The following is a 26,756-nucleotide window of genomic DNA, read 5'->3' on the forward strand; positions in this document are numbered from 1 at the left end:
GCTGGCGGGTCGGTCGGTTCACGGGTCGACGACGACCGCGAGCATGCTCGTCAGCTGTTCGACGAGCAGTGCTGAGTCGGCCTCCCGGAGGGCTGGGGTGCCGATCACGGTGCGCAGGAGCCAGACGCCGGCGAGGAGGGCGAGGCCGAGTTCGGCGCGCTCGTGGGCGTCGGGGCCTTCGAGGGCGTCGGCGAAGCGGGCGCCGACATGGCGCTCGATGCCCGCGCGAAGGATCTCGGCCGCCCGAGGATTGGCCGCCGAACGCAGCATCAGCTCGAAGGGCCCGAGGTGTTCGGCGCCAGGAGCTGTCCGCGCAGCCAACGCCTCAGCCGTCGAGCGCGCAAGCTCCCCCGGCGCAGCCGCAGTCCGCGATTCGCCCGAGCTGTCCGACTCATCTGGCGCGCCGGCCGCGTCCGGGACCATCGTTGGTGGGGCGAGGACTGTGTCTACGACCTCCGTGAAGAGTTCTTCCTTGGAGCCGAAGTAGCGGTTGACCAGCATCGCCGTGACCCCTGCGTCGGCGGCGATCTCGCGGACGCCTGCGCCGTCGTACCCGCGCTTGGTGAATGCCGTCACGGCCGACTCCAGGATGGCCTGCCGGGTGGCTGCCGCGTTGCGGGATCGCTTCTCCATGCGGCTAAGTCTACGTGTGTATACTCGGAAATGAAGTCTACGAGTGTAGACACGAGCGAACGGAAGAAGTGAAGTCATGGATCTGCAGTTGCACGAGCGTCGCGCCCTGGTCACCGGTTCGACGTCGGGGCTCGGCGAGGCGACCGTCCGGATGCTTGCCGCGGAGGGCGCGGCTGTGGTCGTACACGGCCGCAACGCGGTCCGCGCCCGCGCGATCGCCGACGACATCGTCGCCGCCGGCGGGCGCGCGTCGGTGGCGACCGGCGACCTGACCACCGATGCGGGAGCCGACGCGGTGGCCGAGGCCGCTCTCGCCGGCGGGCCGATCGACATCCTGGTCAACAACGCCGGCGCGTACGAGCACCTGAACTGGAACGAAGCGACCCCGCAGGCCTGGGGCGAGACCTACGACCAGAACGTGATCTCCGGCGTACGGATGATCCAGCGGCTGGTTCCCGCGATGCGCGAGCGGGGCTGGGGCCGGGTGATCACCATCGGCGGCGGCCTCGGCGGTCAGCCGATGAACACCCATCCGCAGTACAACGCGACCCTCGCCGCCCGGCACAACCTCGCGGTCTCGCTCGCGCGCGACCTCAAGGGCACCGGCGTCACGTCGAACGTCGTCGCTCCCGGCGCGATCCTGGTCCCTGCCGTCCAGGAGTTCCTCACCGGCATCGCCGGCGACCGCGGCTGGGGCGACACCTGGGCCGACATCGAGCTCAACTCGGTCCGCGAACTGGTCCCGAACGACGCTGATCGCTTCGGCCGCCCCGACGAGATCGCCGGTGCCGTCACCTACCTCTGCGGCCCGCTCGCCGACTACATCACCGGCGCCTCGATCCGCGTCGACGGCGGCACCCTTCGCAGCGTCCAGTAGCGCCGCCTCCGATCGAGTACTCCGGAGTCCTTGCTCCCGGCAACATCTTCGCGCAAGCACGCGCCAGCCGCCGTACGGCGCTGGCGCTGTACGGCGCACGCGTCGCACGCGTTGATCGCGGGCGACGCGTGCGAGCAAAGGCCTGTCCACAACGACTGCGTTGACGTGCGACGCAGCGAAGCCCACGACAACGGAGAGCGACGAGGTGCTGCCATCGCGCGCCAGCATCTGCTTCACCGGCCTGCCGCTGAACAGATGCTGGTCGAGATCGGCGCAGGTGAGCGAAAGCACGCCCGCAGCAACCGCGTCGCCGTACGCCGCAGCGAAGCTCGCGTCCATCCGCAGCCAAGCTCGCGTCCATCCGCGAGCGAGGCGCGTGAGCGAACGCGCGTCCACAACTTTCGCTGCGCGGTACGGCGCAGCGAATCCCAGTGCAGCCGGCCGCCAAGGTGACCGTCCTGCTGCCGAACGAGAGTCCCGGCTGCTGAACCGGGCAGCTTTCTACACCGCGTCGATCGGGAGCGACGCGGGCGAGCGAGGCCGAAAGCGCCATGCAGGACCGCCTAGGAGCGTCCCCAGCAACTGGCCGTGGTGCTTCGCGCTGGGCGCCGTGCTCGCCAGGCCGAGACCCGGCTTTCGAGCGTGGCTGCACTCGGACTGGCCGAAGGCGTGCCCAGCGCGAAGCCGCTCACCCCAGTGGGCGCCGTTCCGCTACCGGCGTCAAGGGCCGGACCTCGTTTGGCGATCGGCCGACCGGAAACCGGCCGGGTAGGAGCAGGTCGACGTCGATGGGTAAGTACGGCGCCGCCGGCCTGTCGATCGAGCGAGGCGTCGGAGGAGAACGAGATGAGCAAGCTGTGGCAGGTCAGGCTGATGCGGTCGGCGGTGGCGACGCTGTTCGTCACGCTGACGCTGTGCACCGGCGTACTGTCCGCTGTCGCTGCAGACTCCCCCAGCCCGTCTGTCGGCGCCGGTACGCCGAGCCCTCCGCCGCACGGCGACACCGACGAGGATCCCAGCGACTGGACCGGAACCCCGTGGGTCGTTGCCGCCAGCGTCGTGTTCGTAGTGGCCGTCGGCGGCGTCTCCTACCTCGGCTACCGCCGCTTGAGCGACCGCGACCAGGCACCCTTGTAACCACTCGGACCACAACAGAATTCATCGGCCACTCGTGCGTTCACGCTTCGGCGGCCCGCGGTGCGGTGGTACGACGCTCAGCCGCGCCGCTGCCGGCACCACGGGCGGATCGGTGAGGGGTCGGCGACCGGCCTGCGAATCGCCCCGCGCAAGGGGCGGGTCGGTGACAGCGGCGACACCTCCGGCTGGTGGAATGGATCGGCCGGGTTGGTGCGAAGCTCGTGCTGGTGGTGGACTGGGGGCGAGGTGATCGGCAGATGAGCGACCTGGATCCGGCGACGCTGCTGACGCGCCTGGCGCGGTTGATCGCTGACGGCGGGTCGGAGCTTCCGTTGGAGACACACGCCTGGCGCGTGGCTATCTCACGCTGCTCGGCGGCGACGGTGCCGCGATCACGTTGTCGTACACCCACACCGATCGGGTCACGCTGACTGCGACGGACGACATCGCGGCTCGGCTCGAGGATCTGCAGGACGTGCTTGGCGAGGGTCCCGGGCCGACCGCGTACCGGACCGGCGAGATCACCATCGCCGATCTGAGCAGCGGGTCGAGTCAGTGGCCGTTGTTCATCGAGGCCGCGGGCAACATTCCTGGCGTTCTGTACGCCGTACCGATGCGCCCCGGCGGCACCGTTCTCGGCGTGCTGAGTGTTCACTATCCGTCAGCGACCGACCTGCCGAGCGCCGTACAGGCTCAGTTCCTCGCCGACGCCATCGGTGCCGCGCTGCTCAAGGACTCCCCCAGCAACGAGTCGGACTGGCGCGGCAGCACCTGGGCCAGCCGCTCCGAGATCCACCAGGCCACCGGGATGGTCGTCGCCCAGCTCCGGATCAGCCCGGAGGACGCGCTGGCGCTGCTCCGGGCTCACGCGTTCAGCCACAACCTGACCCTGCCCGAGATCGCCGAACAGATCCTGCACCGGCGCCTGCGCTTCTCCGACGACCCCGAAAGCGAGACCCCATGAGCGCCGTCACCGCTGCCCAAGCGTTCGCCGAGGCCGCGGCGGCCATGGTCAACCAGCACGACACCACCGACACCCTCGCGCACCTGCTCTCCAGCTACGCCGACCTCACCGGAGCGGCCGCGGCGGGCATGCTCGTCAAGGACGACCAGGGTCAGCTCGAACTCCTCAGCGCGACCTCGCACCAGGCCACCGAGCTCGAGCTCTACCAGCTCCAGCACGACACCGGCCCTTGTGTGGAAGCGTTCCAGACCGCGACAGCCGTCATCGCCGCGTCCGGCGACGAGCTGGCCGAACGCTGGGGCGAGGTCGGTACGGCGATCAGCACCGCCGGCTACCACGCGGTCGTCGCCGTACCGCTGCGCTGGCACGGGCAGGTCCTCGGCGCGATGAACGCCTTCCACCGCACCCCCGAGACCATCGACGAGGAAGCCCGGCTGCTGAGCCAGGCCTTCGCCGACGTCGCCACCATGGTCATCGTCCAGATCGAGCTCAGCACCGCGCAGGTCGAGGAGCGGATTCGTACCGTCCTCGGCGGCCGCACCGTCGTCGAACTGGCCAAGGGCGTCCTCGCCCACACCACCGGCCTCGACATGGCCGCCGCCTACCGGCTGCTGGTCGAACGCGCCCTCGACAACGGCACCACGCTCACCGAAACCGCCGACGAGGTCATCCGCCAAGCCCAGCACCGCACCTGATCCAGTGCGCGGAGCGCGGCACCGCTCCTGACCTAGTCCGCCAAGCCCAGCACCGCAGCTGACCGTTTGCCCGGCACCATCCCGGGCACCGGCGCGACCATGGCTCGCCTTCCCACCGCCTCGGTCGCCGACACCGCGCTCATCGTCAACGACATCCTGCTCCCGCTGGTCGCGCAGGGTGCCATCGTCCGGCGCCCAGCGATCTCCCGGCTGGCCGATCGACTCTCCGCCGACGACAAAGCAATCCACCGAGTACGACGCCTGCGCACGACGTACGGCGAAGGCCCTCTCCTCGTCGGACTCGCCCACCGCACGATCGCCCTCGTCCTCGACCCGGACGACGTCCACCGCCTGCTCGACAACACCCCGGTACCGTTCTCGGCGGCGACCAAGGAGAAGGCCGCGGCCCTGCGCCACTTCCAGCCGCACGCCGTACTCGTCACCGATCCCCCGCTGCGCGCACCCCGGCGAGCGATCAACGAGCAGGCACTCGACACCCACCAGCCCGTCCACCGCCACGCGGACGCGATGCTGGCGGCGATCGCCGAGGAGTTCGGCACGCTGCACGGCACGCTCGGCTGGGACGACTTCCGCGATCGCTGGTCGCGGCTCGTACGGCGGATCGTGCTCGGCACCGCCGCCCGCGACGACACCGAGGTGACGCGGTTGCTCGACGGGCTGCGCGCGGACGCCAACTGGGCCGAGTTCCATCGCCGGGACACTCGCAGCCGGCGACGGTTCCAACAGCTGCTCGACCAGTACGTCGACAGGGCCGAGCCCGGCAGCCTCGTCGGCGATCTACCGCACGCGGACGATCTGGACCCGGCCGGTCAGGTCCCCCACTGGCTGTTCGCCTTCGACGCGGCCGGGATCGCGCTGTGGCGGTTGTTCGCCGTATTGGCGACGCGTCCGGAGGAGACCGCGCGCATCGCGGACGAGGACGCTCACCATTCTCCGTTGCTCGCGTACGCCGGCGCCGCCGTCCAGGAATCGCTGCGCCTCTGGCCTACCACGCTCGTCGTACTCCGCGAAGCGCAGCAGCCCACCGACTGGCGAGGCCGTACGGCGCCAGCCGGCACCGAGTTCGCCGTCGTCAGCTCGATCTTCCACCGCGACGACGAGGCCCTCGACTTCGCCAACGACTTCGTCCCGGACATCTGGCTCGACGGCCGCTCGGACACTCGCTGGCCCCTGATCCCGTTCAGCGCCGGCCCAGCCGTCTGCCCCGGCCGCAACGTCGTACTCCTCACCACCAGCGCGGTCACCAGTCAGATCGTTGCCCACCACAACCTTGATGTGGACCCCACCACCCGGGCCAAACTCACCGGCAACAAGCTCCCGACCACCTTCGACCACACCGCCATCCGCCTGGGCTTCTGGCCGACCTGACCCGCTACCAGCCGGGCAGGAACAAACAGAAGATGTGCCCAGCCGGATCGGCCATGATGCGGACGCCCTCCTTCTGCGGCTGCCAATCCATCAGCGTCGCACCCGCGTCGAGTGCCTTCTGTTGAGCCGCCTCGAGATCCGGCACCTTGAAGTCCAGGTGAATCTGCATCTGCTGCCCGTCCGCCTCACTCGGCCACGCCGGCGGCCGGTGCTTGGGCTCCCGCTGAAACGACAACCTGCTCGACCCGTCCGGCCCGCGCAACTGCACCCAGTGGTCGTCGCACTCGACCATCTCCCACCCGAGCAGCCGCCGGTAGAACTTCCCCAGCACCTTCGGATCAGCCGCATCCAGTACGACGCCCGCCATCGGAACCATCTCGTCAGCCACCGAGCCTCCCTCACGAAGTTGAACCCCCGATTCCCCACCCACCGCCGACTCATGCGTCCTACAGGAACGCCCGCAAACTCCTCACCAGCTCAGCGGGTGCGTTCTCAGCGACGTGATGCGTCGAGTCGATCCCGTGCCCGCTGACCTGGTCGCACCACGGCTTCCACACCGCGACCGGATCGCCGTACAGATCTTCCAGGTCATCGCGAGTCGACCAGAGCGCAAGCACCGGGCAACTGATCTTCCGGCCGATCTCGCGGTCAGCCTCGTCGGCCTGGCGGTCGGGGCCGAGCCCGGCGCGGTAGTCCTCGAGCATCGCGTGGACGGTCGCAGGATTCCGTACGGCGGCCAGGAAGTCGGCGTGGTTCTCCGGCCCGAGGTGCTCCGGCGAGTTGTCGGTCCAGACCTTGTACCAGGTGTCCGGATCGGCACAGATCACCCGCTCGGCCGGTTGCTCGGACTGGGCGAAGAACCACCAGTGCCACCACGCCGCGGCGAACTTGTCCCGGCAGCGCTCGAGCGCCTCGACCGCCGGCACGCTGTCCATGACCACCAGCTTGCTGACCCGGTCGGGATGGTCCAGTGCCGTCCGGTAGGCGACGTACGACCCGCGGTCGTGGCCCACGGCGGCGAAACGCTCATGTCCCAGCGCGCCCATCAAGGCGACGATGTCGTTGGCCTTCACCCGCGCCGAGTACGGCGTGTGCTCCGCGTCCGTGAGCGGCTTGCTGGACTGGCCATAGCCGCGCAGGTCCGGGCAGACGACGGTGAAGCCGGCATCCGCCAGGGCCGGTGCGACGGCGTACCAGGTGGTGTGGGTCCGTGGATGTCCGTGCAGCAGGACGATCGGCGGGCCTGAGCCGCCGTGCCGCACACGCAGTACGGCGTCGCCTACGTCGACCTGGTCCAGCGTGAAGCCCTCGAACATGCCGGCCCGGTACCCAGTTAGCCGGGGACGACCTCGATGCCGGTGATGGCGACGGCGAAGCCGAGGACGATCAGGAGGGTGCCGGCGACCAGGCGGTAGCGGAGGGTCGCGACCAGGCCGAGCAGGACGGCGATCAGGCCGACGACCCAGACCAGGTTCCCGAGGAGCATCCGGGAACCCTACCGAGCGAAACGCCGCGGATCCCGGGTCCTCACAGTTCTCTAACAGCGCCTGCATGGCGTGACGTTTCTTCAGCAGGAAACGCTACGCTGACGGCAGTACGACGGGATGAGGGGAGCAGCGATGTCCGGTGGCAGGCTCAGTCAGAAGGAGCGCCAGCAGATCGCGCTGGGGCTCACGGACGGACTTCCGTACGCCGAGATCGCGCGCCGCATCGACCGGCCGACCTCGACGATCACGCGTGAGGTGATGCGCAACGGCGGGCCGACCGACTACAAGGCCGACGCGGCCCACCGCGCGACCGAGCGCCGGGCGCACCGACCCAAGCAGGCCACGCCGCGTGCCAAGGGGGCACGATCGCTCGGCCACCAGGGCGACCCCGAGGCCGTGCGCCAGTACGAAGACACGTTCACCACACTGCTCACGTCCCAGGGCCTGCCCAAGATGGCGGCGCGAGTGCTGACCTGTCTGCTCATCGCCGAGGCCGGCAGCCTCACGGCGTCCGAGCTCGTCCAGCACCTGCAGGTCAGCCCCGCGTCGGTCTCCAAGGCGATCACGTTCCTCGACGAGCAGGGCCTGATCCGCCGGGAACGCGACGAGCGCCGCCGCGAGCGGTACTTCGCCGACAACGACGTCTGGTACCAGTCGACGATCGCCAGCGCCCGCGGCATCGGCCGGCTCGCCGAGACCGCCCGGCAGGGCGTGCCCGTGCTCGGCCCCGGCAGCCTCGCCGCGACGCGACTGGAGAACATCGCCCGCTTCAGCGACTTCATCAGCGAAACCATCCTCCGCGCCGCCGAACAGGTCCGCGACGTCCTCCACACCCAGCCTCCGGCCGACAAGTAGCTCAGCCGGCCCGTCGCCGAGCTGCCCGAGCACGTACGCGACGAAGACACCTCCAGCGCGAACCAACTCACCGGCAAGCGTTTGCAGCGGCCGACGACGTCTGCTTACTCTGGGCAGTAACACATCTAGAAACAATCTAGTTGTTACTGCCCAGCGAAAGGCCGTTCCATGGTCGCCCTGCACGTCGATCTGCCGTCCGAGCTGGAAGGGGAACTGTTCGGCCCGGAGGAGCTGACGCGGCTCGAGGGGTTCGGTCAGGTGAGCCGGAGCGGCGAACGACTGGACGCCGACATCCTCGTCACCGGATGGGGTTCTCAACCACTGCCGGCCGACCCAGGTCCCCGACTGAAGCTGGTCGTCCACAGCGCCGGCACGATCCGCCACCTGATCCCCCCGCAACTGCTCGACCAAGTCCGGGTCAGCCAGGCCTCCGCCGGGATGGCGCAATCGGTCGCCGAACTGGCCCTCTTCATGACCATCTCCCGCCTGCGCGATCTCGACCAGATCGACCGGGTGATGACCACGAACCTGCGCGACCACGCCTGGCACAACGCCGACTTCGGTCTCGGCCGAACGCTCGCCGGTACGACGGTCGGCGTGATCGGCGCAAGCCGGGTCGGCCGCGCATATCTCAAGCTGGTGGTCGCTTCCGGTGCCCAGGCCCTGCTCTACGACCCCTACCTCGACGAGCGCGAGGCCAAGGAGCTCGGCGCCCGGCTGGTCCCGCTCGAGCTCCTCCTGAGCACGTCGGCCGTCGTCGCTCTGCATGCCCCGGTGACCGACGAGACGCGCCTGATGCTCGACGCGAAGAACCTCGCACTGATCCCCGACCGCGGCGTCCTGATCAACACCGCCCGGTCCGCCCTGGTGGACACCGAAGCACTTCTCCAAGAGCTGCGCAGCGGCCGGATCAGCGCCGCTCTCGACGTCTTCGACCACGAGCCGCTACCGGCCGACTCCGAGTGGTGGCGCCTGCCCAACGTGCTGCTCACACCGCACCTCGGCGCCCAGACCTGGCACTCGCGCCGGACCCAGGGCGCGATCGTCGTCGACGAGATCCGCCGCTACCTGGCCGGCCTGGAGTTGCGCCACGAGGTCCGCGCGGACACGTACGACCTGATGGCCTGAGCGCCAAAGTTTCAGAGAGATCACTGGGTATTGCGAAACGATACTAGAAATGCCTACTGTGGCGGGAAGCGTTTACCGGCCCGATCGAGCGGCCGCTGACAGGAAGTGGTGAAGGACATGCAGCGAGGACTCAAGGCCGCGGCCGCGCTGGCCGTCGCGCTGACGACAGTGCTGGCCGGTTGCTCCTCCGGAGGCGACGACCAGGCCGAGGGCCAGGACCCGGCGACCGCGACCGGCACCCTACGCGTGGTGGTGCCGAACTTCTCGGCCGACAACGAGGGCCAGGCGGTCTTCCAGAGCATCGTCGACATCTTCCACAAGACCTACCCGCAGATGAAGGTCGAGCCCGACTTCGTCCCGTACGACAACCTGAACCAGAAGATCTCCACCGCACTCTCGGCCGGCAGCAACTACGACGTGGTCAGCGCGGGCATCGGCTGGGTCCAGCCGCTGGCCGACCTGGGTGCGATCCAGTCGCTGACCAAGCTCGGCGTCAGCACCGAGGACCTGGAGAAGACGGTCTACCCGGCCTTCGTCCCGCCGATGAAGTTCGACAACGACCTGTACGCCGTACCGGTGGTCGCCAACCCGCGGTTGCTTGCCTACAGCAAGAGCGCGTTCACCGAGGCCGGGCTCGACCCGGCCAAGCCGCCGCAGTCGCTGACCGAGCTGCGTGAAGACGCCAAGAAGCTGACCAAGCGCGACGCGAAGGGCCAGATCACCCGGACCGGTTTCGACTTCTGGGCGCCGGCCAGCAACTACCGCCAACAGTTCGTCGCGTTCATGGGCGCCAAGGGCGGTCAGATGTTCGCCGAGGACGGTCAGCCGAGCTTCGACAGCCCGGCCGGGACCGAGGCGCTGCAGCTGATTCACGACATGGTCGGCGTCGACAAGTCCTCGACGTACGGCTACCAGAACAGCGCCAAGACCGCGCTGGTCACCACCGGCGAGGCCGCGATGGGCTTCGCCAGCCCGTACGTCGACTGCGGCAAGGGCGGCGAGGGCATCGGCGACAAGTGCAAGGACCTCGTCTACTTCAACCTGAAGGACAGCAAGGAGGTCATGTACGTCGGTGGCCGCGTCGCCGCTGTCGGCGAGGGCACGAAGTACCCGCAGGCCGCGCTCGCGTTCGTCAAGGCGATGCAGGACCAGAAGTCGCAGGAGGCGATCTCCAAGCTCGACGTCGGCGTCCCGATCAGCAGCTCCGCCGGTGACAGCGCCTTCGTGAAGGCCAACCCGGCCGGCTCGTTCGCCTGGAAGAACCTCGACAAGGCCGTCTTCGAGTACGGCGGCGCGACCTTCCTCGACTTCCGCAGCAAGTTCGGCCCGTCGCTCGACGAGGTCATCCTCGGTCGCAAGTCGCCGCAGGACGTGCTCAAGGAGCTGGACGGTGTGGCCCGCAAATGAGCACCCAGACCATCGACCGCCCGGTCGTCGCCGCTGAGCGGCGACCGGTCCGGCGCCGCCGCAACGGGGTCGAGCGGGCCAAGGCGCGGGCCGGCTGGCTGCTGCTCGCGCCGTCGCTGGTGCACTCGATCATCTTCATCGCGCTGCCCGGCGTGATGGCGGTCTACCTCAGCTTCACCAACGCGCGGGTGGCCGGTCAGGGCGAGTGGATCGGGATCAAGAACTACCTCGATCTGTTCCAGGACGCGGACTTCCTCCGGGCGCTGAAGAACACCCTGCTCTACACGGTCGCCGTGGTCCCGGTCGCGATGGGCGTCTCGCTCGCCGTCGCGATCGGGCTGAACCAGAAGATCCCCGGGCGGGCGTTGTTCCGCACCCTGTTCTACATCCCGGTGGTCACCTCGACGGTCGCCGTCGCGGCGGTCTGGCTGTGGATCTACAACCCGGCGGCCGGGCTCGGCAACCAGGTACTGGCGTTCTTCGGCGTCGCCCGCTCCGGTTGGCTGACCGATCCGGACGTCGCGCTGCCGGCGCTGATGCTGGTCGGGATCTGGCAGGGCCTGGGCGCGAAGATGATCATCTACCTGGCCGCCCTGCAGAGCATCTCCCCCGACCTGCTCGAGGCCGCCAAGCTCGACGGCGCCTCGAAGTGGCAGACCTTCTGGAACGTCACCTGGCCGGGACTCGCGCCGGTGCACTTCTTCGTCCTGGTCACCTCGATCGCCAGCTCGTTCCAGGTGTTCGACCTGATCTACGTGACCACCGGCGGCGGCCCGGCCAACGCCACCAACGTGCTCACCTTCGACATCTTCAGCAACGCCTTCGAGCGGCTGCACATCGGGTACGCCTCCGCCGAGACCGTGGTGATGCTGGTCTTCGTCGGCATCCTGATCAGCCTCGGCCGCCTCAGCCTGCGCAGCAACCGGGAGGACCTGTGAGCTCCGCCGCTCTCACCCAACCAACCCGTACGCCGGCCCGCCGCGACCGTGAGGACCGGCTGACCACGGGCCGCATCGTCTTGATGGTCGTGCTCGCGATCGGCGGCTTCCTGATGGTCGTGCCGTTCCTGTGGATGATCCTCACCTCGTTCAAGACGCTGAACGAGGTGAACGGTTTCGCCTGGCTGCCCGACCACGTCGAGTGGATGAACTACGTCAACGCGCTCAAGGCCGCGCCGTTCGCGACGTACTTCCGCAACAGCGTGATCGTGGTCGTCGGCCAGACCGTCCCGGTCCTGCTGTTCTGTACGGCGGCCGGCTACGCGCTCGCGCAGCTGCCGATCCGCGGCCGCAAGGGCATCCTGAACTACTTCATCCTGCTGCTGATCGTGCCGTTCCAGGTCTTGATCGTGCCGCTGTTCCTCGTCGTACGGCGAATTCCGTTTGCCGGAGGCAACGACATTCTCGGCAACGGCGGCACCGGCTGGCTGAACACCTGGGCGGCGCTGATCGTGCCGTTCGTCTCGGCGCCGCTGTTCACCTTCCTGGCCCGGCAGTTCTTCGTCTCGCTGCCGGCCGAGCTGGCCGACGCTGCGCGCGTTGACGGCGTCTCCGAGATCGGCATCTTCTTCCGGATCATGGCGCCGCTGGCCGCGCCGGCGTTCGTCACGATCGCGCTGTTCAACGTGGAGTCGGCGTGGAACGGGTTCATCTGGCCGCTCGTGGCGACCAGCTCGGAGAACCTGCGGCCGCTGCAGTTCGGCCTGGCCACCTTCGCGCAGGGACAAGGCAGTGTGCAATGGCCGTTCCTGATGGCGATGTCCGCGCTCGCTACGCTGCCGATGATCCTGCTCTTCGTCTTCGGCCAGCGCTACTTCATCGCCGGCATGGCAACGTCAGGGATCAAGGGATGACAGAGAGGCACTCGATGAAGCTCGCTCCGCTGGACGTCACCGGCCCGCTGGCCGCACTCCTCCCGCCGGAGGACCGGACGCTGAGCCCGTACACCGGAGTCACCCGGGAGCACTGGATTGCGGTCGCCGACCACCTGCTGACGTCGGCCGACGCGTACCGGTCGCCGGAAGGTGCCCGGATCAACTTCCCCGGTCGCCCGTCCCAGCAGGGCCCGGCGACCGACGGGCTGGAGGGTTTCGCCCGGACGTTCCTGCTGGCCGCGTTCCTGCACGCCGGGGGCGCCGACCGGAACAACCACCTGCAGAAGTACCTCGACGGCCTGGTCGCCGGGACCCGCACGGTCGGTGCCGATGACAACGAGTCCTGGCCCGAGGTCGGTCACGTCGGCCGGACCGGGCAGCCGCACGTCGAGGCGGCCGGGATCGCACTCAGCCTGCACCTGACCAAGGACGACAGCTGGGGCCGGCTCAAGCCGGACGAGCAGGACCGGCTGGCCGCCTGGTTCCGGGCGACCATCGAGAAGGAGCCGTCGCCGAACAACTGGTACCTGTTCCCCGCGACGATCGCGAGCTTCCTCGAAGGCGTCGGCCGGGCCGACGACCAGACCCGGTACGTGCTCGATCGCGCACTCGGGCTGATCGAGGTCTGGTACCGCGGCGAGGGCTGGTACTCCGACGGCGCCGGCGAGGCGTACGACCACTACGTCGGCTGGGCGATGCATCTCTACCCGGTACTGCACGCACGCCTTCGCGGCCTGACGTCGTTGGAGGAGAAGCTCGGTCCGCGGCTCGACGAGTTCCTGGACAGCTTCGGCCGCACCTTCGACCGCGACGGCTCTCCCCTGTACTACGGCCGCAGCATGACGTACCGGACCGCGACCCTCGCGGCGGTCGCCCTCGGCGAAGCGGTGGGTCGGACCCCGCTGACCCCGGGTCAGTCGCGGCGGATCCTCTCGGCCGGTCTGCGCTACTTCGTCGAGCGCGGCTCGATCACCGACCACGGCGTACTGTCGCTCGGCTGGCACGGCGAGCACCTGCCGAGCATCCAGCGCTACTCCGGCCCCGGTTCGCCGTACTGGGCATCGAAGGGGTTCCTTGCGCTGATGCTTCCGGCCGATCACCCGGTCTGGACGGCGACCGAGGAGGCACTGCCCGCTGACACCGAGGACCACGTCCGGTCGCTCGGCGTGGGGCTGCTGATCCAGAACACGGCCGCGGACGGACTGGTCCGGGTGCACAACCACGGCAACGACCATCTGAAGCCGGACGCCGCCGACGCGGGTGCGCCGGATCCGCTGTACTCGCGGTTCGGCTACTCGACCCGGACCGGACCGACGTCGCTGCACGATCCGTCCGACAACGACCTGCAGGTGCGGATCCGGCGGGTGTGGAGTGCGCGCCGACGGATCCATCGCGTCGAGACCGGTGAGAACTGGGCGGCGTCCTGGCACGCGCCGCGGTTCCCGCAGTTCTCGCCATGGGAGGGAAGCGACTCCGCCGAAGGTGGGCCGGTGTTGCCGTCGGCACGGATCGAGAGCGTCACCGCCGTACGGGGTGCGCTCGAGGTGCGGATCCATCGGCTGATCTGGGTGCCGCCGTCGCTGCCGCTGCGGCTCGGCGGATGGGCCGTGGCGAGTGGACACCCGCGCGACTTCGAGATCGCGGTCGCAGGAACGACGGTCGGCGTCGAGGCCGGTGGGCTCAGGTCCCAGGTCGTCGGTCTGCACGGCTGGGACTCGGCCGGTACGACGCCGGCGCCGTACGGGACCGCGTACGGCGAGTGGGCCGTCGTACCGGAACTGCTCGGGACGACGTCGGCGGAGAACACCGTGTACGTCGCAGCGGCCTCGCTCAGTGGAGTGCCCGTCGAGGAGACGGTCGAGGCCTCGGTCGAGGGCGCGGTGGTCACGGTTCGCTGGCCGGATCGGGAACAGGCCTTCGACCTCGACGCAATTTTTGCCGGGATCAGGTAAGAAGTACGGATGGCGGAGATCGAGGGGGCGCGGCGGAGCGGACCGACGCTGCGCGATGTCGCCCGGCACGCGCAGGTCTCGGTCGCGACGGCGTCCCGGGCGCTGACCAGCGACTACCCGGTCGCCGAACCGACCCGGCTGAAGGTGCTGCGGGCGGTCGAGGAGCTCAATTACGTCGTCACCACGCGGGCGCCGAAGCGCAACCCGGCGACCTCGCTGATCGCGATGGTCGTCTCGGACGTCGTGTCGCCGCTGCGCAGTCTGGTGGCGACGGGCATGGCCGAGGCGGCCGGTGACTACGGGCGGCTCAGCTCGGTCTACATCACCGGCGGGGACACGCGCCGCGAGGACCAGGTGTTCTCACGGCTCGAGGAGCAGGACGACGTCGAGGCCGTGATCGTCGTCGGTGGGGTCGAGGTCACCCGCGAGTACGAGGAGCGGATGGCGGCTCATGCTCGCGCGCTGCATGCTCGGGGGTCGCAGTTGGTGCTCTGCGGCCGACCGCCGCTGCCGGCCGGCGTACCGGCTCTCGTGGTTGAGTACGACAACCGTGGTGGTGCGTACGCCGCGACGAGCCATCTGTTGTCGATGGGGCATCGGCGGATCCTCACGCTGACCGGGCCGGAGCGTTTGACGACGACGCTCGGGCGGGTCGAGGGCTATCGGCAGGCGCATGCGGACTTCGGGGTCGAGGTCGATCCCGCGCTGGTGATCCCGAGCTCGGCCGATCGCAGTGGCGCTTACCAGAGCTGTCAGCGGGCGCTCGGGGACGAGCTGAAGTTCACCGCGATCTTCGCCCACAACGACGTGATGGCGTCGGGGGCGCTGGCCGCGCTGAAGGAGCACGGCCTGAGCGTCCCCGACGACATCTCTCTCGTCGGCTACGACAACATCCCGGTCGCCCAGGAGCTCTCGCCTCCACTGACCACCGTCTACATGCCGCACGAGGAGATGGGCAAGGCAGCAGTACGTCTGGCTGTCGAACGCCCAGCCCCGGGCTCCGGCCGGGAACGGCAGCTCCTCGGCACCCACATCGTCATCCGCACCTCGGTCCGCCCGCTCACCGCCGGCCGCTGACTGCAGTCCACCGCGGCCGGCGTCAAACAGCTGTCAGACGGCTTCGCTGACCTCCACCAGCTCACGCTCACCGGCGGTCGCGCCGATGTCGTGCCACCGGGTGACGAGCTCTCCGCCGACCTCAGGGCCCCACGTTCCCGGCCCGTACGGCGCCGGCTTGACCGCCGCGTCCAGGATCGGTGCGACGATGCGCCACTCCTGCTCGATCACCTCGGTGCTGGCGAAGCGCTGCTGGTCACCGTCCAGTACGTCGTCGATCAGTCGCTCGTACGCGTCCTGCCGATGCCCGAGCGCTCCGTCGAAGTCGACCGCGAGATCGACCGGACGACTGGTCGAACGACGCCCCGGCTCCTTGGCCTGGATCGAGATGGTCAGGCCGTCCGCCTTGCCGAGGCGGAAGCGGATCAGGTTCGGAGCGGACTGCGGCTGCTGCCGGCGGAACTCGACGACGACCTCGACCGCGTCCACGGGCAGCTGCTTACCGGTCCGCAGGCGGAACGGGACACCGCGCCACCGGTCCGAGTCGATCTCCAGCTCCGTCGCCACGAAGGTCTCCGTGGTCGAGCCGGCCGGCACCCCGCGTTCGTCCCGGTAGCCCGAGTACTGCCCGAGCACCGTGCGCCCCAACGACATCGGCCGCGCCTGCCGGAGCAGCTCGACCTGCGCCGTCCGCAACGCGTCCAGCCCGTCCTCGGCCGGCCGCTCCATCGCGAGGTAGGCGACGATCTGCAGCACGTGGTTCTGCAGGACGTCCCGGACGGCGCCGACGCCGTCGTAGAACCCTGCGCGCCCGTCGGTCCCGAAGCTCTCCGAGAGCGTCACCTCGACCGCGGCGATGTGCTCGCGGCTCCACAGCGGCTCGAACAACTGGTTGTCGAACCGGAGGGTCCGAATGCCCTCCACCGACTCCTTGCCCAGGTAGTGGTCGATCCGGAAGACCCGATCCGTCCCGAAGACCTGGGTGAGCACCGCGTCGAGCTGCTTGGCCGACTCGATGTCGTTGCCGAACGGCTTCTCGACGACCGCCCGCCCACGGGCGGCCAGGCCGGCGTTCTCGAGCCCCCGGACGACGTCGGTGAAGACCACCGGCGGCGTGGCGAGGTAGAGAACCGGAGTCTGCGAGTCCTCGAGCGCCTCACCGAGCCGCTCGTACGTCGCAGCCTCGGCATAGTCGCCCGAGACCATCGTCAACCGGTGAGCCAGCTCACCGAAAGCCTCTTCGTCGATCAGTCCCCTGGCCTTGAGCACCGACTGCCGGGCCGCGACCACCAGGTCCTCGTCGGTCCACGGAGTCCTTCCGACGCCGATGACGGGGCCGGTGAGTCTCCCTCGCCGCGCGAGCTCGTACAGCGCGGGGAAGATCTTCTTCGCCACCAGGTCACCCGTCACACCGAACACGACCACCCCGTCCGCGCGCAGCGCCTCGATCACCGAGGACTCAGGGGCTCCAACTGTTTCCATTTTCCGTTCCTTCGACCACACGTCGCACGATCCACTCAGGGACTTGACGCCATGGGTAACCGTTTCCCGACCGAATACCTTCCCGGTACGGCGAGTTGATGCCGACCGCTCAGCGTCAGCGGGTGGTCCAGGCGGGGGCCAGTTGGTTGCCTGGGGTGGTGGGCCAGATCGGGCGGGGAGCCGCGCTTCCGTCGAGGGGCGCGACGTAGATCTGGGCCGCGTCGAGTGGGCCGCGTCGATAGGCGAGCCGGGTGCCGTCCACGGACCACGTCGGGTCCTGCTCGTAGGTGCCGCCGGCGGTGAACTGGCAGAGTTTTCCTCCGCCGAGCGGGTTGGTCACGAGCGGACGGCGGCAGGCCACGTTGGTGCGGTCGACGTTGGTCAGGAAGATCGCCCACGAGCTCGCCGTCAGGTAGTGCCGGTACGCGATCACGCCCGGCGCTGTCGGCGACCAGACCGGGTCCGCGTCAGCGCCGGTCGTCACCTGGCTGAGCTTCTTGCTGCCGTCCATCGGCACCAGGAAGATGCCCTGCTTGCCCTGGAACGCGACCCGGGTGCCGTCGGGCGAGATCGTCAGATCGCTCGGCACCATGGTGGTCCTGGTCGTCGTGTAGAGAGGGCGAATCACCTTGCCGTCGGTGTCGACCAGGTAGAGGCCGATGTTCTGGCCCGCGAGACAGGCGACCACCAGCTGGCCGGCGACCTTCTGGTTCCAGGCCGGCCGGTCCATCCCGTCCACGCACTGCGCCGGCACCTTTGCGAACAGCGGACGTGCGCCGCTTCCGTCCACACCGGACACCCACACGGCAGGCTTGGCCGTTGCCGTCGTACGGGCGAAGACCATCGACCGTCGATCCGGCGACACGACAGGTCCCGAGTCGACGCCCTGCTGCGTCCCGGCAGCGAACTTGCTGAGCTTGGTCGACGTACCGGGTTGGTTGACGTCGGCCAGGTGCAAGCTCTGAGTCGTCCCGTTGCGCACCGGGATGATCAGCTGGGAATCACTGAGCCCAGGTGATGCGGCCGGGAGAACTTTCGGGCCTGTTGGTGTCACCGTTGGCGGCACAGAGCTACTGGTGACCGTGGTCGGACCAGGCCCAGGACCGGCCACAGGGTCAGGCGATTCACCGGTCGCCAACTTGATCGCGACCGCGACGATGACCGCCAGCAGCACCACTCCCCCGGCGCCCAGAGCAAGCAGCCGACGAGTGCCACTCGACAAAGGCTTCCTGACCGGTTTCGGCAGTGCTGTGGGTGCAGAAGTACCAACGGCGGCCATCGTTGCGGTCGGGGCTTCTGCCTTGAACTGCACGGCCCCCAACGCGATGTCGTGCTTCGGGTGCGTGTCCAGCGCCGTCGGCGTCGAGAACCGCGACTGCAGCAGATGACTCACCAGCGGAATCCGCGAGCTGCCGCCGACCAGCACGATCGCCTTCAGCTGTTCGCTCGTCGTACCGGCCGTACGCAAAGCCCGACCGGTCGCCTCGACGGTCTGCTCGAGTGCCGGCGCGATCAGCGTCTCCAGCTCCGCCCGCGTCAACCGCACCGACGTACTGCGGCCAGGAAGCGTCACCGGGACTGTCGTGTCGACGTCGGTCGACAGCGCTTCCTTCGCCTCGACACAGTCGCGCCGCAGCCTCGTCAGCGCCGTACGCCCTTCCGGGCTGTCCAGATCGAGATCCTCCATCGCCGGACCGAGCGCCCGTACGACGTGCTGGAACACAGCCTCGTCGAAGTCGACCCCGCCCAACTGCTCGATCCCCTCGGGGTTGCCGAGGATCGTGAATCCGTCGCCGGTCTTCTCCAGCACACACACGTCGAACGTCCCGCCACCGAGGTCGTACACCGCGACCCGATCGCCCGCCCGGAGCTGCGCCTGCGCGGCGTACTGGATGGCGGCAGCCTGCGGCTCCGGACACGTGATGGCCGGACCGACATCAGCCAGCGAGATCACCTGGTCGACGAGCTCGCGCTTGTACGCACCCCAGTTCGCCGGGTAGGTCAGCACGATCTCGTCCGGCGCCGCCCCACGGCGCTCGGTCGCGGTCGCCACGACCGACGACAGCAACCGCGCGGACAAGGCCTGCGCGGAGAACGGCGTACCGGCAACCATCAGCGGAATCGGGTCACCGATCCGCCGCTTGAACTCCCGCACCACCCGGGCCGGATCGGTCGCACCACGCCGTTCGGCGGCCTCGCCGACCAGGAACTCGCCGTCCTCCTGCAGGTAGAGCACGGACGGGATCTGCAGCGCGCGGTTGCCGAGGCCGAGCATGCTCGGTGGACCGCCGTTCCGCATCGCGGCAGCGGTGAAAGTCGTGCCCAGGTCCACGCCCAGCCGATACCCCATGCCCCCACCTCGGATTGCCCGACGGTTCCCCCATGACGTCTCCTTCATGATGGTAGGGCACCACGCTTACTCTGGTGAGAGAGTCGGAACAGGGGGTTGCCGATGCCGAAGCTGTCGATCGACGAGATCTACCAGGCCGCGCTGTCCGCGGGATTCACGCCGCACCAGGCGACCACTTGGACCGCTATCGCCATGGCCGAGTCGGGTGGCCGGACCGGCGCGCTCAACGACCAGGGCGAGCACTCGATGGGCCTGTGGCAGATCAACGTCGCCGCGGACGGCAGCCGGGGCACCAGGTACGGCGACCTCAACGACCCGGTCGCGAACGCGAAGGCGGCGTACGCGATCTCCCACCAGGGCACGGACATGCGGCCGTGGACCACCACCCACTCGTCGAACAAGGGCACCGCCGCCGACTACCGGACCTACCTGGACAAGGTGGAAGCCGTGACGGGCGTGCAGGGCGACGGCCGCGGGGTCGGCGGGTATCGGTCGCAGTTGCTGCAGCCGTTGCCCGGTGCCAACGACGCGGCGCCGCAGCAGCCGCTCCAGCCGGCGGTCTCGTACGACAAGATCGACGCCGGGCAGACCGTCGGCATGCAGCAAGACACCGACCACGACGGGCTGACGGACGCGTTCGAGCGGGCGGCCGGCACCGGGCTGAAGCTGGCCGACACCGATCAGGACGGGCTCGGCGACGGGTACGAGATCGCCGTCAGCCACTCCAACCCGAAGCTCGCCGACGGCGATCAGGACGGGCTGTCGGACAGTGCGGAGGCGACGCTCGGCAGCGATCCGCTGAAGTGGGACAGCGACAGCGACGGGTTGTCGGACCAGATCGAGATCACCTACGGCTCCGACCCGACGCACGCCGACAGCGGTGACGGGGTGATCCCTCCGCCGCCGGTGCCTGTCGCGCCACAGCCCGTGGTGCAGCAGCCGATGGTGCAGCAGCCGGTGATGACGCGGCAGGCCGTCGTACCGGCGCAGACGATGCAGTCACCGGCGGACTCCACCAAGGTCGGGCGCTTCGTCGAGGTCGCGCAGGCGCAGGAGGGCGACCAGTACGTGTTCGGCATCCGGGCCAAGCTGAGCGATCCGGACCCGGAGAAGTTCGACTGCTCCGAGCTGACCAAGTGGGCCGCGCACCAGGCCGGGGTCGAGATCCCGGACGGCGCGATGTACCAGTACCTGGATCTCAAGCAGAAGGACGCGTTGATCCCGGTCGACCAGGCCCTGCACACCAAGGGCGCGCTGCTGTTCTACTTCTCGAACGAGCCCACGCCTGGCGGCGGCCGGCCCTCGCGCGCGCACGTTGCGATCAGCCTCGGCGACGGCCGCACGATCGAGGCCAAGGGCACCAAGTACGGCGTGGGCGAGTTCACCGCGCACAACCGGTTCAACTACGCGGGCGTGATCCCGGGGCTGGACTCCTCGGCAGCGCCGGCGGCCACGACTCCGGCGCCGGAAGTCGTCCCGGTCGCCGCCCCCACCAACGGCTACGACCAGATCGACCTCGGTACGCCGATGGCCGCTCCCCCGGACACCGATCACGACGGCCTCACCGACGCGTTCGAGAAGCTCGCGGGAACGAGTCCTTCCTCGGCCGACACCGACAAGGACGGCCTGCCCGACGCGTTCGAGGCGATCAAGTCGCACACCGACCCGCTGACCGCGGACACCGACCGCGACGGGGTGTCGGACCCGTTCGAGATCTCTGCCGGCACCGACCCCGGCAGAATTCCGGGCGTCGCCGGTGTGGGTGGACAAGGCCAGTTCGCCGAGGTGATCCGCAACGGGGTCGTCGACAGCGACAAGGACGGTCTGACCGACACGTACGAAACCAAGGCCGGTCTCAATCCGCGCAGCATGGACACCGACGCCGACGGTCTGTCGGACAGCAGCGAGGTGTCGTTGGGGACGAATCCGACGCTGCTCGACTCCGACAACGACGGCATCAGCGACTCGCTCGAAGCGCAGTTCGGATCGGATCCGTTGAAGAGCGGACTGGGCGGCGACCTCGGAGCCGGAGCCGGCCCGGAAGGGCAGGATCTGGGGATCGGCGGAATTGACGGGCCTGATGGGCTGGGCGGGACCCCCGACGTTGCCCCACACTGAAACTCGGTGTCGTGCCAGCACGCCGGGGGGCTTGCAGTGGGATCTGTCGTGTTCAGGGAGAAAGTGCGTCGGCCGGAGCCATCCGGTCTGTCCCGCGACCGCTTGGAACGCCCGCTGCTCGACGAATCAGGGCCTAGCGTCGGTCTCCTGCTCGCGCCGGCCGGTTCCGGCAAGACCACGTTGCTCGCGCAGGTTGCCGCGACTCCACTGCGGCCGACGGCCTGGTACCGGGCCAGACCAGAAGACCGGACCGAGGACGCACTCGTCCAGCACGTGACCGAGGCGTTGTCCGTCGTACTGCCGAATGCACTGCCGGCTTCGACGACTGTCGACCAACTGATCCTCGCCACGGAAAGCGGAGTCCCGCAGTCGGTTCAGCTGATCGTGGACGACGTGCACGAGCTGGCCGGGAGTCCTGCTGAGGCGGCGTTGGAGCGGTTTCTGGAGTTCCGGCCACGGCATCTACGGTTGCTGTTCGGGTCGCGTCGGCCGCTGGCGTTGAACACGTCGCGGCTGCAGGTGTCTGGGGACTTGATGGAGCTCGACAGCGATGATCTGCGGTTCCGGTCGTGGGAGGTCGAGGAACTGTTCCGCTCGGTCTACCGGCAGCCTTTGTCGCCTGAAGCCGCGGCCGCGCTGACTCGTCGTACGGGTGGATGGGCTGCTGGGTTGCAGTTGTTCCACCTGGCCACGCTCGGGAAGTCCAGTACTGAACGGATCCGGGCCGCGACCGAGCTCGGTGGTCGATCGCGGTTGGTGCGGGCGTACCTGACGCGCAACGTGCTCGCCGGGCTGGCGCCGGAACGACGGAAGTTCCTGCTCATCACCAGCGCGCTCGGACGGCTGACCGGGCCGCTCTGCGACGAGTTACTGGAGCAGACCGGTAGTGCCGCCGTACTCGAAGAGCTGGAGGCGTTGCAGTTCTTCACGACGTCGACCGACGACGGGACGACGTACAGGTATCACCAGGTACTTCAAACGCACTTGAAGGGCTTGCTGATCGACGAGCTGGGGGCGGCCGCGTCGCGGGAGCTCCACTCGCGTAGCGGGCAGTTGCTGGAGAAGGCCGGGTGTCCGCGCGATGCGATGCGGGCGCACGCGTTGGCCGACGACTGGGCGTCGGTGGCGCGACTGCTGCAGCAGGGGAACACGGCCGGGCACGACTGGGTTGCTCGGTCGGGGTTGCCGGACGACGATCCTTGGCTGGCGTTGGCGCGGGCGCGGCGGTTGTTCCGGTCTGGATCGGTCGAGTCCGCAGTGCGCGCGTACAAGGATGCGGAGGCGTTGCTCGACGACCCGGAGTTCCAGGCGCGGTGTGCGGACGAGCGCACGCAGGCGGAGGTGTGGCTGCCGCAGCCGCCGTCGCAGGCAGCGCCTGTACGGCGTACTGGGCAGACCGTACGGCGTACCGGACACGCGATCCGGCAGGCGACTCGGCGCATCCCGGCATCCAGTGCCGAGGTGAGGACCGGATCGCCGGCTGCCGGCGGCGCCCACCCGCTCGCACCCGGTGCGGACGACCCGCTGGCCTCCGGGTCGATCGCCTTGCTGGCCGGGCGGTTGGACGAGGCCCGCGAGCTGCTCCTGCCGGTCGCGGCGGATTCGTCGTTCCGGTCGGCCGGGCGGTTGTGGGCCGCGATCGCTGTCGTCGTGACGGATCTTGCGCGCGGCAACTGGTCGGATGCGGAGGTCCCACTGGAGGAGATCGCGCTGTCGGCCGAGCTCGAGGAGCTGCCGTGGCTGGCCCGGTTGGCGCGCGGACTGCAGGCCGCCGTGCTGCTGGCTACGCGCGCGGAAGACTGGCGAGCCGACGGTTGCGCGGCCCTGGTCGACGAGTGCGTCCGCGACGGCGACCGGTGGGGCTCGTTGCTGATGGCAACGTCCATCGGCGCGGCCCAGCTGCAGACCGGGAACGACCAGGCCGCGGTCGATTGGCTCCGCCGAGCCGCGACGGAGGCCGCCGCTCTGGACGCGCGGGCGCCGCAGGCCTGGGCGCTGGCGCTCGGCGCGGTCGCGATGGCCAGGCTTCGACATCCCGGCACGGCTGTGCACCTGATCGAGGCCGAACGCCTGATCCGCGCAGCAGCCGTCCCCGGCGCCCACCGTCTCCTCGACCACGCCCGCCAGCTGGTCGAGGAGCCCGCCGAGCACCGGCTCTCCAGCTCCGCCGCCGCATCAACTCGCGGCAGCGCGGCGCCCGCACGCTTGCACACCCTCGGTGGATTCCGCCTGGAACTCGACGGTCAAGCCGTCCAATGGCCTCCGTTGCGGCCGCGGGCTCGGGCCTTGTTGTTGCTCCTGGCAATCCACCCCGGCAAAGACCTTCATCGTGAACGGTTGATCGACGCGTTGTGGCCGGACGCGCCTGCCGAAGCGGGGCCTCACCGCCTGCAGGTAGCAGCGTCGAACGTCCGGCAATGCCTGGCAGCCGTGGGCCTGGGCGACCAAGCCGTCCAGCGCAACGGCGACGCCTACCGGCTGGTGTTCCCCGGCACCTGGACCGACCTCACCGAGTTCGAGACCCGCCTACGCCAAGCCCGCCGGTCCCGCACGCTCACCGATTGGTCCGCCGTACTAGACCTGTACGTCGGCGAACTGCTCCCCGAGGTTGGCGCCGCGGAATGGGTCCTGGCCGAACGCGACCGCTACCGGCTCGCCGCAGCCGAGGCCGCACTCCAGGTCGCCGGCCTCGCGACCGGCGTACAGGCGCTGCACGCGGCTCAACGCGCCGTCGAGCTCGACGCGTTGCGCGACTCGTCCTGGCTCCTCCTCGCCGATCTGCAGGAAGAGCAAGGCGATCCGACCGCCGCAGCCGCGACTCGCCGCGAGCACGCCAGGATCTCCGCCGAGCTGGAGGCGCCCGTCAGTCTGCGGGAACGACCTGCACGCGATGGATGACGTGCGCCGGCTTGAGCGCCGCCACCACATCCTCCAACCGCTGCTCGTCGATCTCCTGCCCAGCCACCGGAAACACCCGTACGACGACCGCCGGCACCGACTCCCCCGGCAACGGATCGTTCGGATCGACCGACCAACTGGCTCCACCTGACTCGACCACTTCGGTCCGCACTCCCAGTACGGCGCTGATCGCCAACTCGATCCCCAGCCGCGTCCCCTGCCGACCGTGCAGGTCACTCGTCGACCGCAACAACTCCCGCTGCCGCACCGGGTCGTCTCCACGATCGACCGCCAGCCCGATCCAGTGCGCCAACCAGGGCAGCATGTCCTCAGGCGCCGTCCCGAGATCCAAGTAGGCCGGCAGGTTGTCCAGCGCACTGATCACCGGCGCGAGCACCTCGTCGAAGCTCGCGCACAACTGCTGCGTGAACTGGTCGGTCCGGTAGATCGACGGCAGCGACTCCCCCAGCGGATGCGGACTAGGCAACTGCCCGAGCGCCCCGCGCATCAGCGCACCCGCACTTGGTGCTCGTACGAGAAGACCAGCGCCGTCGTCAGCAGATCCAGCCGCTGCACGGGCGCCGACCGCCTGCCGGTGACCGGGTCAGCCGGGAACAGCGCGACGCTGATCTCCTGCGCCATGTCGACGCCCGGAATCCGCGCCAGCGCGGCATGCACCTCGTGCGACTGCACCGACCGCCCGAACGGCCAGCCCGTCCCGTCCGGCCCGCCCGTCAACGGATGCAGCAAGCTGTACAGCGCTTCGAGCACGCCTTCCTTGACCTCGTCCGGATCGAACCTGGACCGCGCACTCACATCGACGACCGCCGTCAACCCGACGTACTCCGGAGGCGCGACCAGCAACCGTGTCCCGACCAGACGCCGCTCATCGAGGGTCTGCGTGATCCGTTCGAGCGTTCCCTGCGGCGGGATCAGATCGTCGCGGCGAACCCGTCCGACGGCATCGCCGGACACATGCGGTACGACGAGCACGCGGATCCCGCCCGCGTCCGCGGCCTCGGTCGCCGGGACGCAGTGCACCCGCGCCGCGTCCGGCGCGACCTCGCGCGCGAGCTCCTCGAAGTCCTCCACGGTGACCGCGCGGCCGCGAGACCTGAGCAGCATCGGCCCGCGGACCTTGGCCTCGTCCAGTGTCTCCGCGTCGGCGCCGCCGATCGCCGGTGCGCGGTTCTCCACTCGGGCGACGTACGGGACGCTCGACTTGAGCACCCGGACCTGGCCGCGTGCGACGTTTCCGCGCCGGCCGCCGCCGGTCCGGTACGACGAGATGGCGACACTCGTCCCCGAGCGGGGCGCTGCGCCGTACGAGTGAAGGCGCCCATCGGCTGCCCGGACCGCGGGCCCGAACTGGACCCAGCCGGCGAACGCATCGATCCGGAAGTGCCGATCGTCCTCGGCCGAGTCGGCGAAGCTGCTCACCGGTTCCCAGGTCTCGACGCCGTCGTCGTCGGTGACCTCGACCGTGCACGGCTCCTCGGACGGCACGACCGGGCTGCGCTTCAACGCGAACCGCTGGCCGGGCGTCCCGTCGGAGCGGCCGAGCAGCTCGTGCCGGATCACCTCGGCGTGCATCATCGGGACGGTCCCGCCGATGGTGAACGCCGACACGGACAGGATCCGCGGCGACTTCGTGTACGTCGGCCGGCCCTCGTCGACCGCGAGCAACCGGCACCGGATCCACCCGGCGCGCTGGCGCGCGATGATCGACGTCTCGTGTTGCGGCGGGACGTGCACGACGACGTCGCCGGCCTTGTTCAGGCCGCCGGTCTCGTCCTTGTCGAGGTCGCACTCGGTCCAACCGGTTCCCGTCCACGCCTCCCAGACCAGCGGCGGATGCCGCGGATCGACCCCGCTGCCGGAGACGCTGCAGGTCATCCGGACCGTCACCGCGCAGGACGGGACCGCTTCGCTGAGGCCGATCAGCAGCGCATCGCCAGGGACCGGGCGCTCCGAGAAGCAGGGGAAGCCATCGCGGCCGGACAACGCGGTGGTCAGGTCCACCGGCGGTCCGTCGGTCGGCATCGCCCCGGCGTGGCCGAACGAGCACGGGATGACTTCGAGATCCTGCGTCGTCGTGAAGACGATCGGCTCGTGGATGTCCGTGCGCGGGGTCGCGACCTCAGTCCCGGCGCGGACCAGGACCGGCTGCGGCTGGGGTGACGACAACCAGAACGTCACGCCACCGCGGGCTGCGGCCGGCGGCCTGAGTTCGACGCCGATCAGCTCGAGGAACTTGACGTAGTTGAGGTCGGGGACGCGGTTGAGCCGGTAGATCAGCTGGTCGACCATCTGCGCGAACGCCTCGATCAGCGTGACGCCCGGGTCGGAGACGTTGTGGTCGGTCCACTCGGGGCAGCGGCGCTGGACCAGGCGCTTGGCCTCGTCCACCAGTCCCTGGAAGGTCCGGTCGTCCAGGTTGGGCGCGGGAAGCATG

At 69.4% G+C, this 26,756-nt stretch carries 22 protein-coding genes; 14 read left to right on the top strand and 8 right to left on the bottom strand.

The genetic code is table 11. The features are described 5' to 3' along the window. Positions 1 to 18: 18 nt before the first annotated feature. Positions 19 to 633, bottom strand: a complete 615-nt coding sequence (locus ACYVIO_RS33995; protein WP_460655050.1) for a TetR/AcrR family transcriptional regulator — start codon at positions 631 to 633, stop codon at positions 19 to 21. Positions 634 to 709: 76 nt separating this feature from the next. On the opposite strand from ACYVIO_RS33995, the gene ACYVIO_RS34000 reads away from it, so the two are divergent. From ACYVIO_RS34000 to ACYVIO_RS34020, 5 genes are all read left to right on the top strand, one after another. Next, complete coding sequence (locus ACYVIO_RS34000) at positions 710 to 1,510, top strand: SDR family NAD(P)-dependent oxidoreductase (protein ID WP_460655051.1); 801 nt, start codon at positions 710 to 712, stop codon at positions 1,508 to 1,510. Between the two features lie 846 nt (positions 1,511 to 2,356). Next, the gene (locus ACYVIO_RS34005) at positions 2,357 to 2,647 is read left to right on the top strand and encodes a hypothetical protein (RefSeq protein WP_460655052.1); all 291 of its coding nucleotides are present in this window, start codon (positions 2,357 to 2,359) and stop codon (positions 2,645 to 2,647) included. A gap of 397 nt (positions 2,648 to 3,044) precedes the next feature. Then, a complete protein-coding gene (locus ACYVIO_RS34010; protein ID WP_460655053.1) occupies positions 3,045 to 3,611 on the top strand; it encodes a GAF and ANTAR domain-containing protein in 567 nt (188 codons plus the stop codon). Continuing rightward, positions 3,608 to 4,306, top strand: coding sequence for a GAF domain-containing protein (locus ACYVIO_RS34015; RefSeq protein WP_460655054.1), 699 nt, complete (start codon positions 3,608 to 3,610; stop codon positions 4,304 to 4,306). The genes ACYVIO_RS34010 and ACYVIO_RS34015 overlap by 4 nt, the downstream gene beginning before the upstream one ends. A gap of 99 nt (positions 4,307 to 4,405) precedes the next feature. Then, positions 4,406 to 5,695 (top strand): cytochrome P450, encoded by a 1,290-nt coding sequence (locus ACYVIO_RS34020; protein ID WP_460655055.1) that lies wholly within the window; start codon positions 4,406 to 4,408, stop codon positions 5,693 to 5,695. 4 nt (positions 5,696 to 5,699) lie between these two features. Here ACYVIO_RS34020 and ACYVIO_RS34025 read toward each other — a convergent pair whose 3' ends face one another. The 3 genes from ACYVIO_RS34025 to ACYVIO_RS34035 are packed head-to-tail and all read right to left on the bottom strand — an operon-like array spanning position 5,700 to position 7,181. After that, positions 5,700 to 6,083: a VOC family protein gene (locus ACYVIO_RS34025; protein WP_460655056.1), complete on the bottom strand. Its 384-nt coding sequence runs from the start codon at positions 6,081 to 6,083 to the stop codon at positions 5,700 to 5,702. 58 nt (positions 6,084 to 6,141) lie between these two features. Next, positions 6,142 to 7,011, bottom strand: a complete 870-nt coding sequence (locus tag ACYVIO_RS34030; RefSeq protein WP_460655057.1) for an alpha/beta fold hydrolase — start codon at positions 7,009 to 7,011, stop codon at positions 6,142 to 6,144. A gap of 17 nt (positions 7,012 to 7,028) precedes the next feature. Next, entirely contained in the window at positions 7,029 to 7,181 is a 153-nt protein-coding gene (locus tag ACYVIO_RS34035; protein ID WP_460655058.1) for a hypothetical protein, read from the bottom strand. Between the two features lie 133 nt (positions 7,182 to 7,314). On the opposite strand from ACYVIO_RS34035, the gene ACYVIO_RS34040 reads away from it, so the two are divergent. The 7 genes from ACYVIO_RS34040 to ACYVIO_RS34070 all read left to right on the top strand — a co-directional run bounded on the left by ACYVIO_RS34040 (position 7,315) and on the right by ACYVIO_RS34070 (position 15,474). Next, positions 7,315 to 8,037, top strand: coding sequence for a GbsR/MarR family transcriptional regulator (locus ACYVIO_RS34040; RefSeq protein WP_460655059.1), 723 nt, complete (start codon positions 7,315 to 7,317; stop codon positions 8,035 to 8,037). A 168-nt stretch (positions 8,038 to 8,205) separates the two neighbouring features. Continuing rightward, a complete protein-coding gene (locus ACYVIO_RS34045; RefSeq protein WP_460655060.1) occupies positions 8,206 to 9,165 on the top strand; it encodes a hydroxyacid dehydrogenase in 960 nt (319 codons plus the stop codon). Between the two features lie 117 nt (positions 9,166 to 9,282). Next, positions 9,283 to 10,572 (top strand): extracellular solute-binding protein, encoded by a 1,290-nt coding sequence (locus ACYVIO_RS34050; protein WP_460655061.1) that lies wholly within the window; start codon positions 9,283 to 9,285, stop codon positions 10,570 to 10,572. Next, on the top strand, positions 10,569 to 11,510 hold the full coding sequence (locus tag ACYVIO_RS34055; protein WP_460655062.1) for a carbohydrate ABC transporter permease: 942 nt from the start codon (positions 10,569 to 10,571) through the stop codon (positions 11,508 to 11,510). Before ACYVIO_RS34050 ends, ACYVIO_RS34055 begins: the two co-directional genes overlap by 4 nt. Continuing rightward, positions 11,507 to 12,424, top strand: a complete 918-nt coding sequence (locus ACYVIO_RS34060) for a carbohydrate ABC transporter permease (RefSeq protein ID WP_460655063.1) — start codon at positions 11,507 to 11,509, stop codon at positions 12,422 to 12,424. Before ACYVIO_RS34055 ends, ACYVIO_RS34060 begins: the two co-directional genes overlap by 4 nt. Beyond that, positions 12,421 to 14,397: a DUF2264 domain-containing protein gene (locus ACYVIO_RS34065; RefSeq protein WP_460655064.1), complete on the top strand. Its 1,977-nt coding sequence runs from the start codon at positions 12,421 to 12,423 to the stop codon at positions 14,395 to 14,397. The genes ACYVIO_RS34060 and ACYVIO_RS34065 overlap by 4 nt, the downstream gene beginning before the upstream one ends. Positions 14,398 to 14,406: 9 nt before the next feature. Next, positions 14,407 to 15,474, top strand: a complete 1,068-nt coding sequence (locus ACYVIO_RS34070) for a LacI family DNA-binding transcriptional regulator (RefSeq protein ID WP_460655065.1) — start codon at positions 14,407 to 14,409, stop codon at positions 15,472 to 15,474. A gap of 33 nt (positions 15,475 to 15,507) precedes the next feature. Here ACYVIO_RS34070 and zwf read toward each other — a convergent pair whose 3' ends face one another. Together zwf and ACYVIO_RS34080 are read right to left on the bottom strand one after the other, a co-directional pair. After that, entirely contained in the window at positions 15,508 to 16,935 is a 1,428-nt protein-coding gene (gene zwf / locus ACYVIO_RS34075) for a glucose-6-phosphate dehydrogenase (protein WP_460655066.1), read from the bottom strand. Between the two features lie 115 nt (positions 16,936 to 17,050). Further along, entirely contained in the window at positions 17,051 to 19,285 is a 2,235-nt protein-coding gene (locus ACYVIO_RS34080) for an Hsp70 family protein (RefSeq protein ID WP_460655067.1), read from the bottom strand. A gap of 102 nt (positions 19,286 to 19,387) precedes the next feature. Between ACYVIO_RS34080 and ACYVIO_RS34085 the strand changes: the two genes are divergently transcribed. After that, a complete protein-coding gene (locus ACYVIO_RS34085) occupies positions 19,388 to 21,403 on the top strand; it encodes an NlpC/P60 family protein (protein ID WP_460655068.1) in 2,016 nt (671 codons plus the stop codon). 48 nt (positions 21,404 to 21,451) lie between these two features. After that, the gene (locus tag ACYVIO_RS34090) at positions 21,452 to 24,301 is read left to right on the top strand and encodes an AAA family ATPase (protein ID WP_460655069.1); all 2,850 of its coding nucleotides are present in this window, start codon (positions 21,452 to 21,454) and stop codon (positions 24,299 to 24,301) included. On the opposite strand, the gene ACYVIO_RS34095 is transcribed toward ACYVIO_RS34090, so the two are convergent. Together ACYVIO_RS34095 and ACYVIO_RS34100 are read right to left on the bottom strand one after the other, a co-directional pair. Beyond that, positions 24,267 to 24,809 (bottom strand): phage tail protein, encoded by a 543-nt coding sequence (locus ACYVIO_RS34095; protein WP_460655070.1) that lies wholly within the window; start codon positions 24,807 to 24,809, stop codon positions 24,267 to 24,269. The genes ACYVIO_RS34090 and ACYVIO_RS34095 overlap by 35 nt on opposite strands. Continuing rightward, on the bottom strand, positions 24,809 to 26,755 hold the full coding sequence (locus ACYVIO_RS34100; protein ID WP_460655071.1) for a putative baseplate assembly protein: 1,947 nt from the start codon (positions 26,753 to 26,755) through the stop codon (positions 24,809 to 24,811). The genes ACYVIO_RS34095 and ACYVIO_RS34100 overlap by 1 nt, the downstream gene beginning before the upstream one ends. Position 26,756: the final 1 nt, after the last annotated feature.

Source organism: Kribbella endophytica (genome assembly GCF_054781295.1).

Coding starts and splice junctions, on each gene's coding strand:
- ACYVIO_RS34005 (WP_460655052.1), top strand. CDS start 2,357: ATGAGCAAGCTGTGGCAGGTCAGGCTGATGCGGTCGGCGGTGGCGACG.
- ACYVIO_RS33995 (WP_460655050.1), bottom strand. CDS start 633: ATGGAGAAGCGATCCCGCAACGCGGCAGCCACCCGGCAGGCCATCCTG.
- ACYVIO_RS34020 (WP_460655055.1), top strand. CDS start 4,406: ATGGCTCGCCTTCCCACCGCCTCGGTCGCCGACACCGCGCTCATCGTC.
- ACYVIO_RS34065 (WP_460655064.1), top strand. CDS start 12,421: ATGACAGAGAGGCACTCGATGAAGCTCGCTCCGCTGGACGTCACCGGC.
- zwf (WP_460655066.1), bottom strand. CDS start 16,935: ATGGAAACAGTTGGAGCCCCTGAGTCCTCGGTGATCGAGGCGCTGCGC.
- ACYVIO_RS34055 (WP_460655062.1), top strand. CDS start 10,569: ATGAGCACCCAGACCATCGACCGCCCGGTCGTCGCCGCTGAGCGGCGA.
- ACYVIO_RS34080 (WP_460655067.1), bottom strand. CDS start 19,285: ATGGGGTATCGGCTGGGCGTGGACCTGGGCACGACTTTCACCGCTGCC.
- ACYVIO_RS34030 (WP_460655057.1), bottom strand. CDS start 7,011: ATGTTCGAGGGCTTCACGCTGGACCAGGTCGACGTAGGCGACGCCGTA.
- ACYVIO_RS34015 (WP_460655054.1), top strand. CDS start 3,608: ATGAGCGCCGTCACCGCTGCCCAAGCGTTCGCCGAGGCCGCGGCGGCC.
- ACYVIO_RS34050 (WP_460655061.1), top strand. CDS start 9,283: ATGCAGCGAGGACTCAAGGCCGCGGCCGCGCTGGCCGTCGCGCTGACG.
- ACYVIO_RS34045 (WP_460655060.1), top strand. CDS start 8,206: ATGGTCGCCCTGCACGTCGATCTGCCGTCCGAGCTGGAAGGGGAACTG.
- ACYVIO_RS34085 (WP_460655068.1), top strand. CDS start 19,388: ATGCCGAAGCTGTCGATCGACGAGATCTACCAGGCCGCGCTGTCCGCG.
- ACYVIO_RS34095 (WP_460655070.1), bottom strand. CDS start 24,809: ATGCGCGGGGCGCTCGGGCAGTTGCCTAGTCCGCATCCGCTGGGGGAG.
- ACYVIO_RS34070 (WP_460655065.1), top strand. CDS start 14,407: ATGGCGGAGATCGAGGGGGCGCGGCGGAGCGGACCGACGCTGCGCGAT.
- ACYVIO_RS34000 (WP_460655051.1), top strand. CDS start 710: ATGGATCTGCAGTTGCACGAGCGTCGCGCCCTGGTCACCGGTTCGACG.
- ACYVIO_RS34040 (WP_460655059.1), top strand. CDS start 7,315: ATGTCCGGTGGCAGGCTCAGTCAGAAGGAGCGCCAGCAGATCGCGCTG.
- ACYVIO_RS34100 (WP_460655071.1), bottom strand. CDS start 26,755: ATGCTTCCCGCGCCCAACCTGGACGACCGGACCTTCCAGGGACTGGTG.
- ACYVIO_RS34035 (WP_460655058.1), bottom strand. CDS start 7,181: ATGCTCCTCGGGAACCTGGTCTGGGTCGTCGGCCTGATCGCCGTCCTG.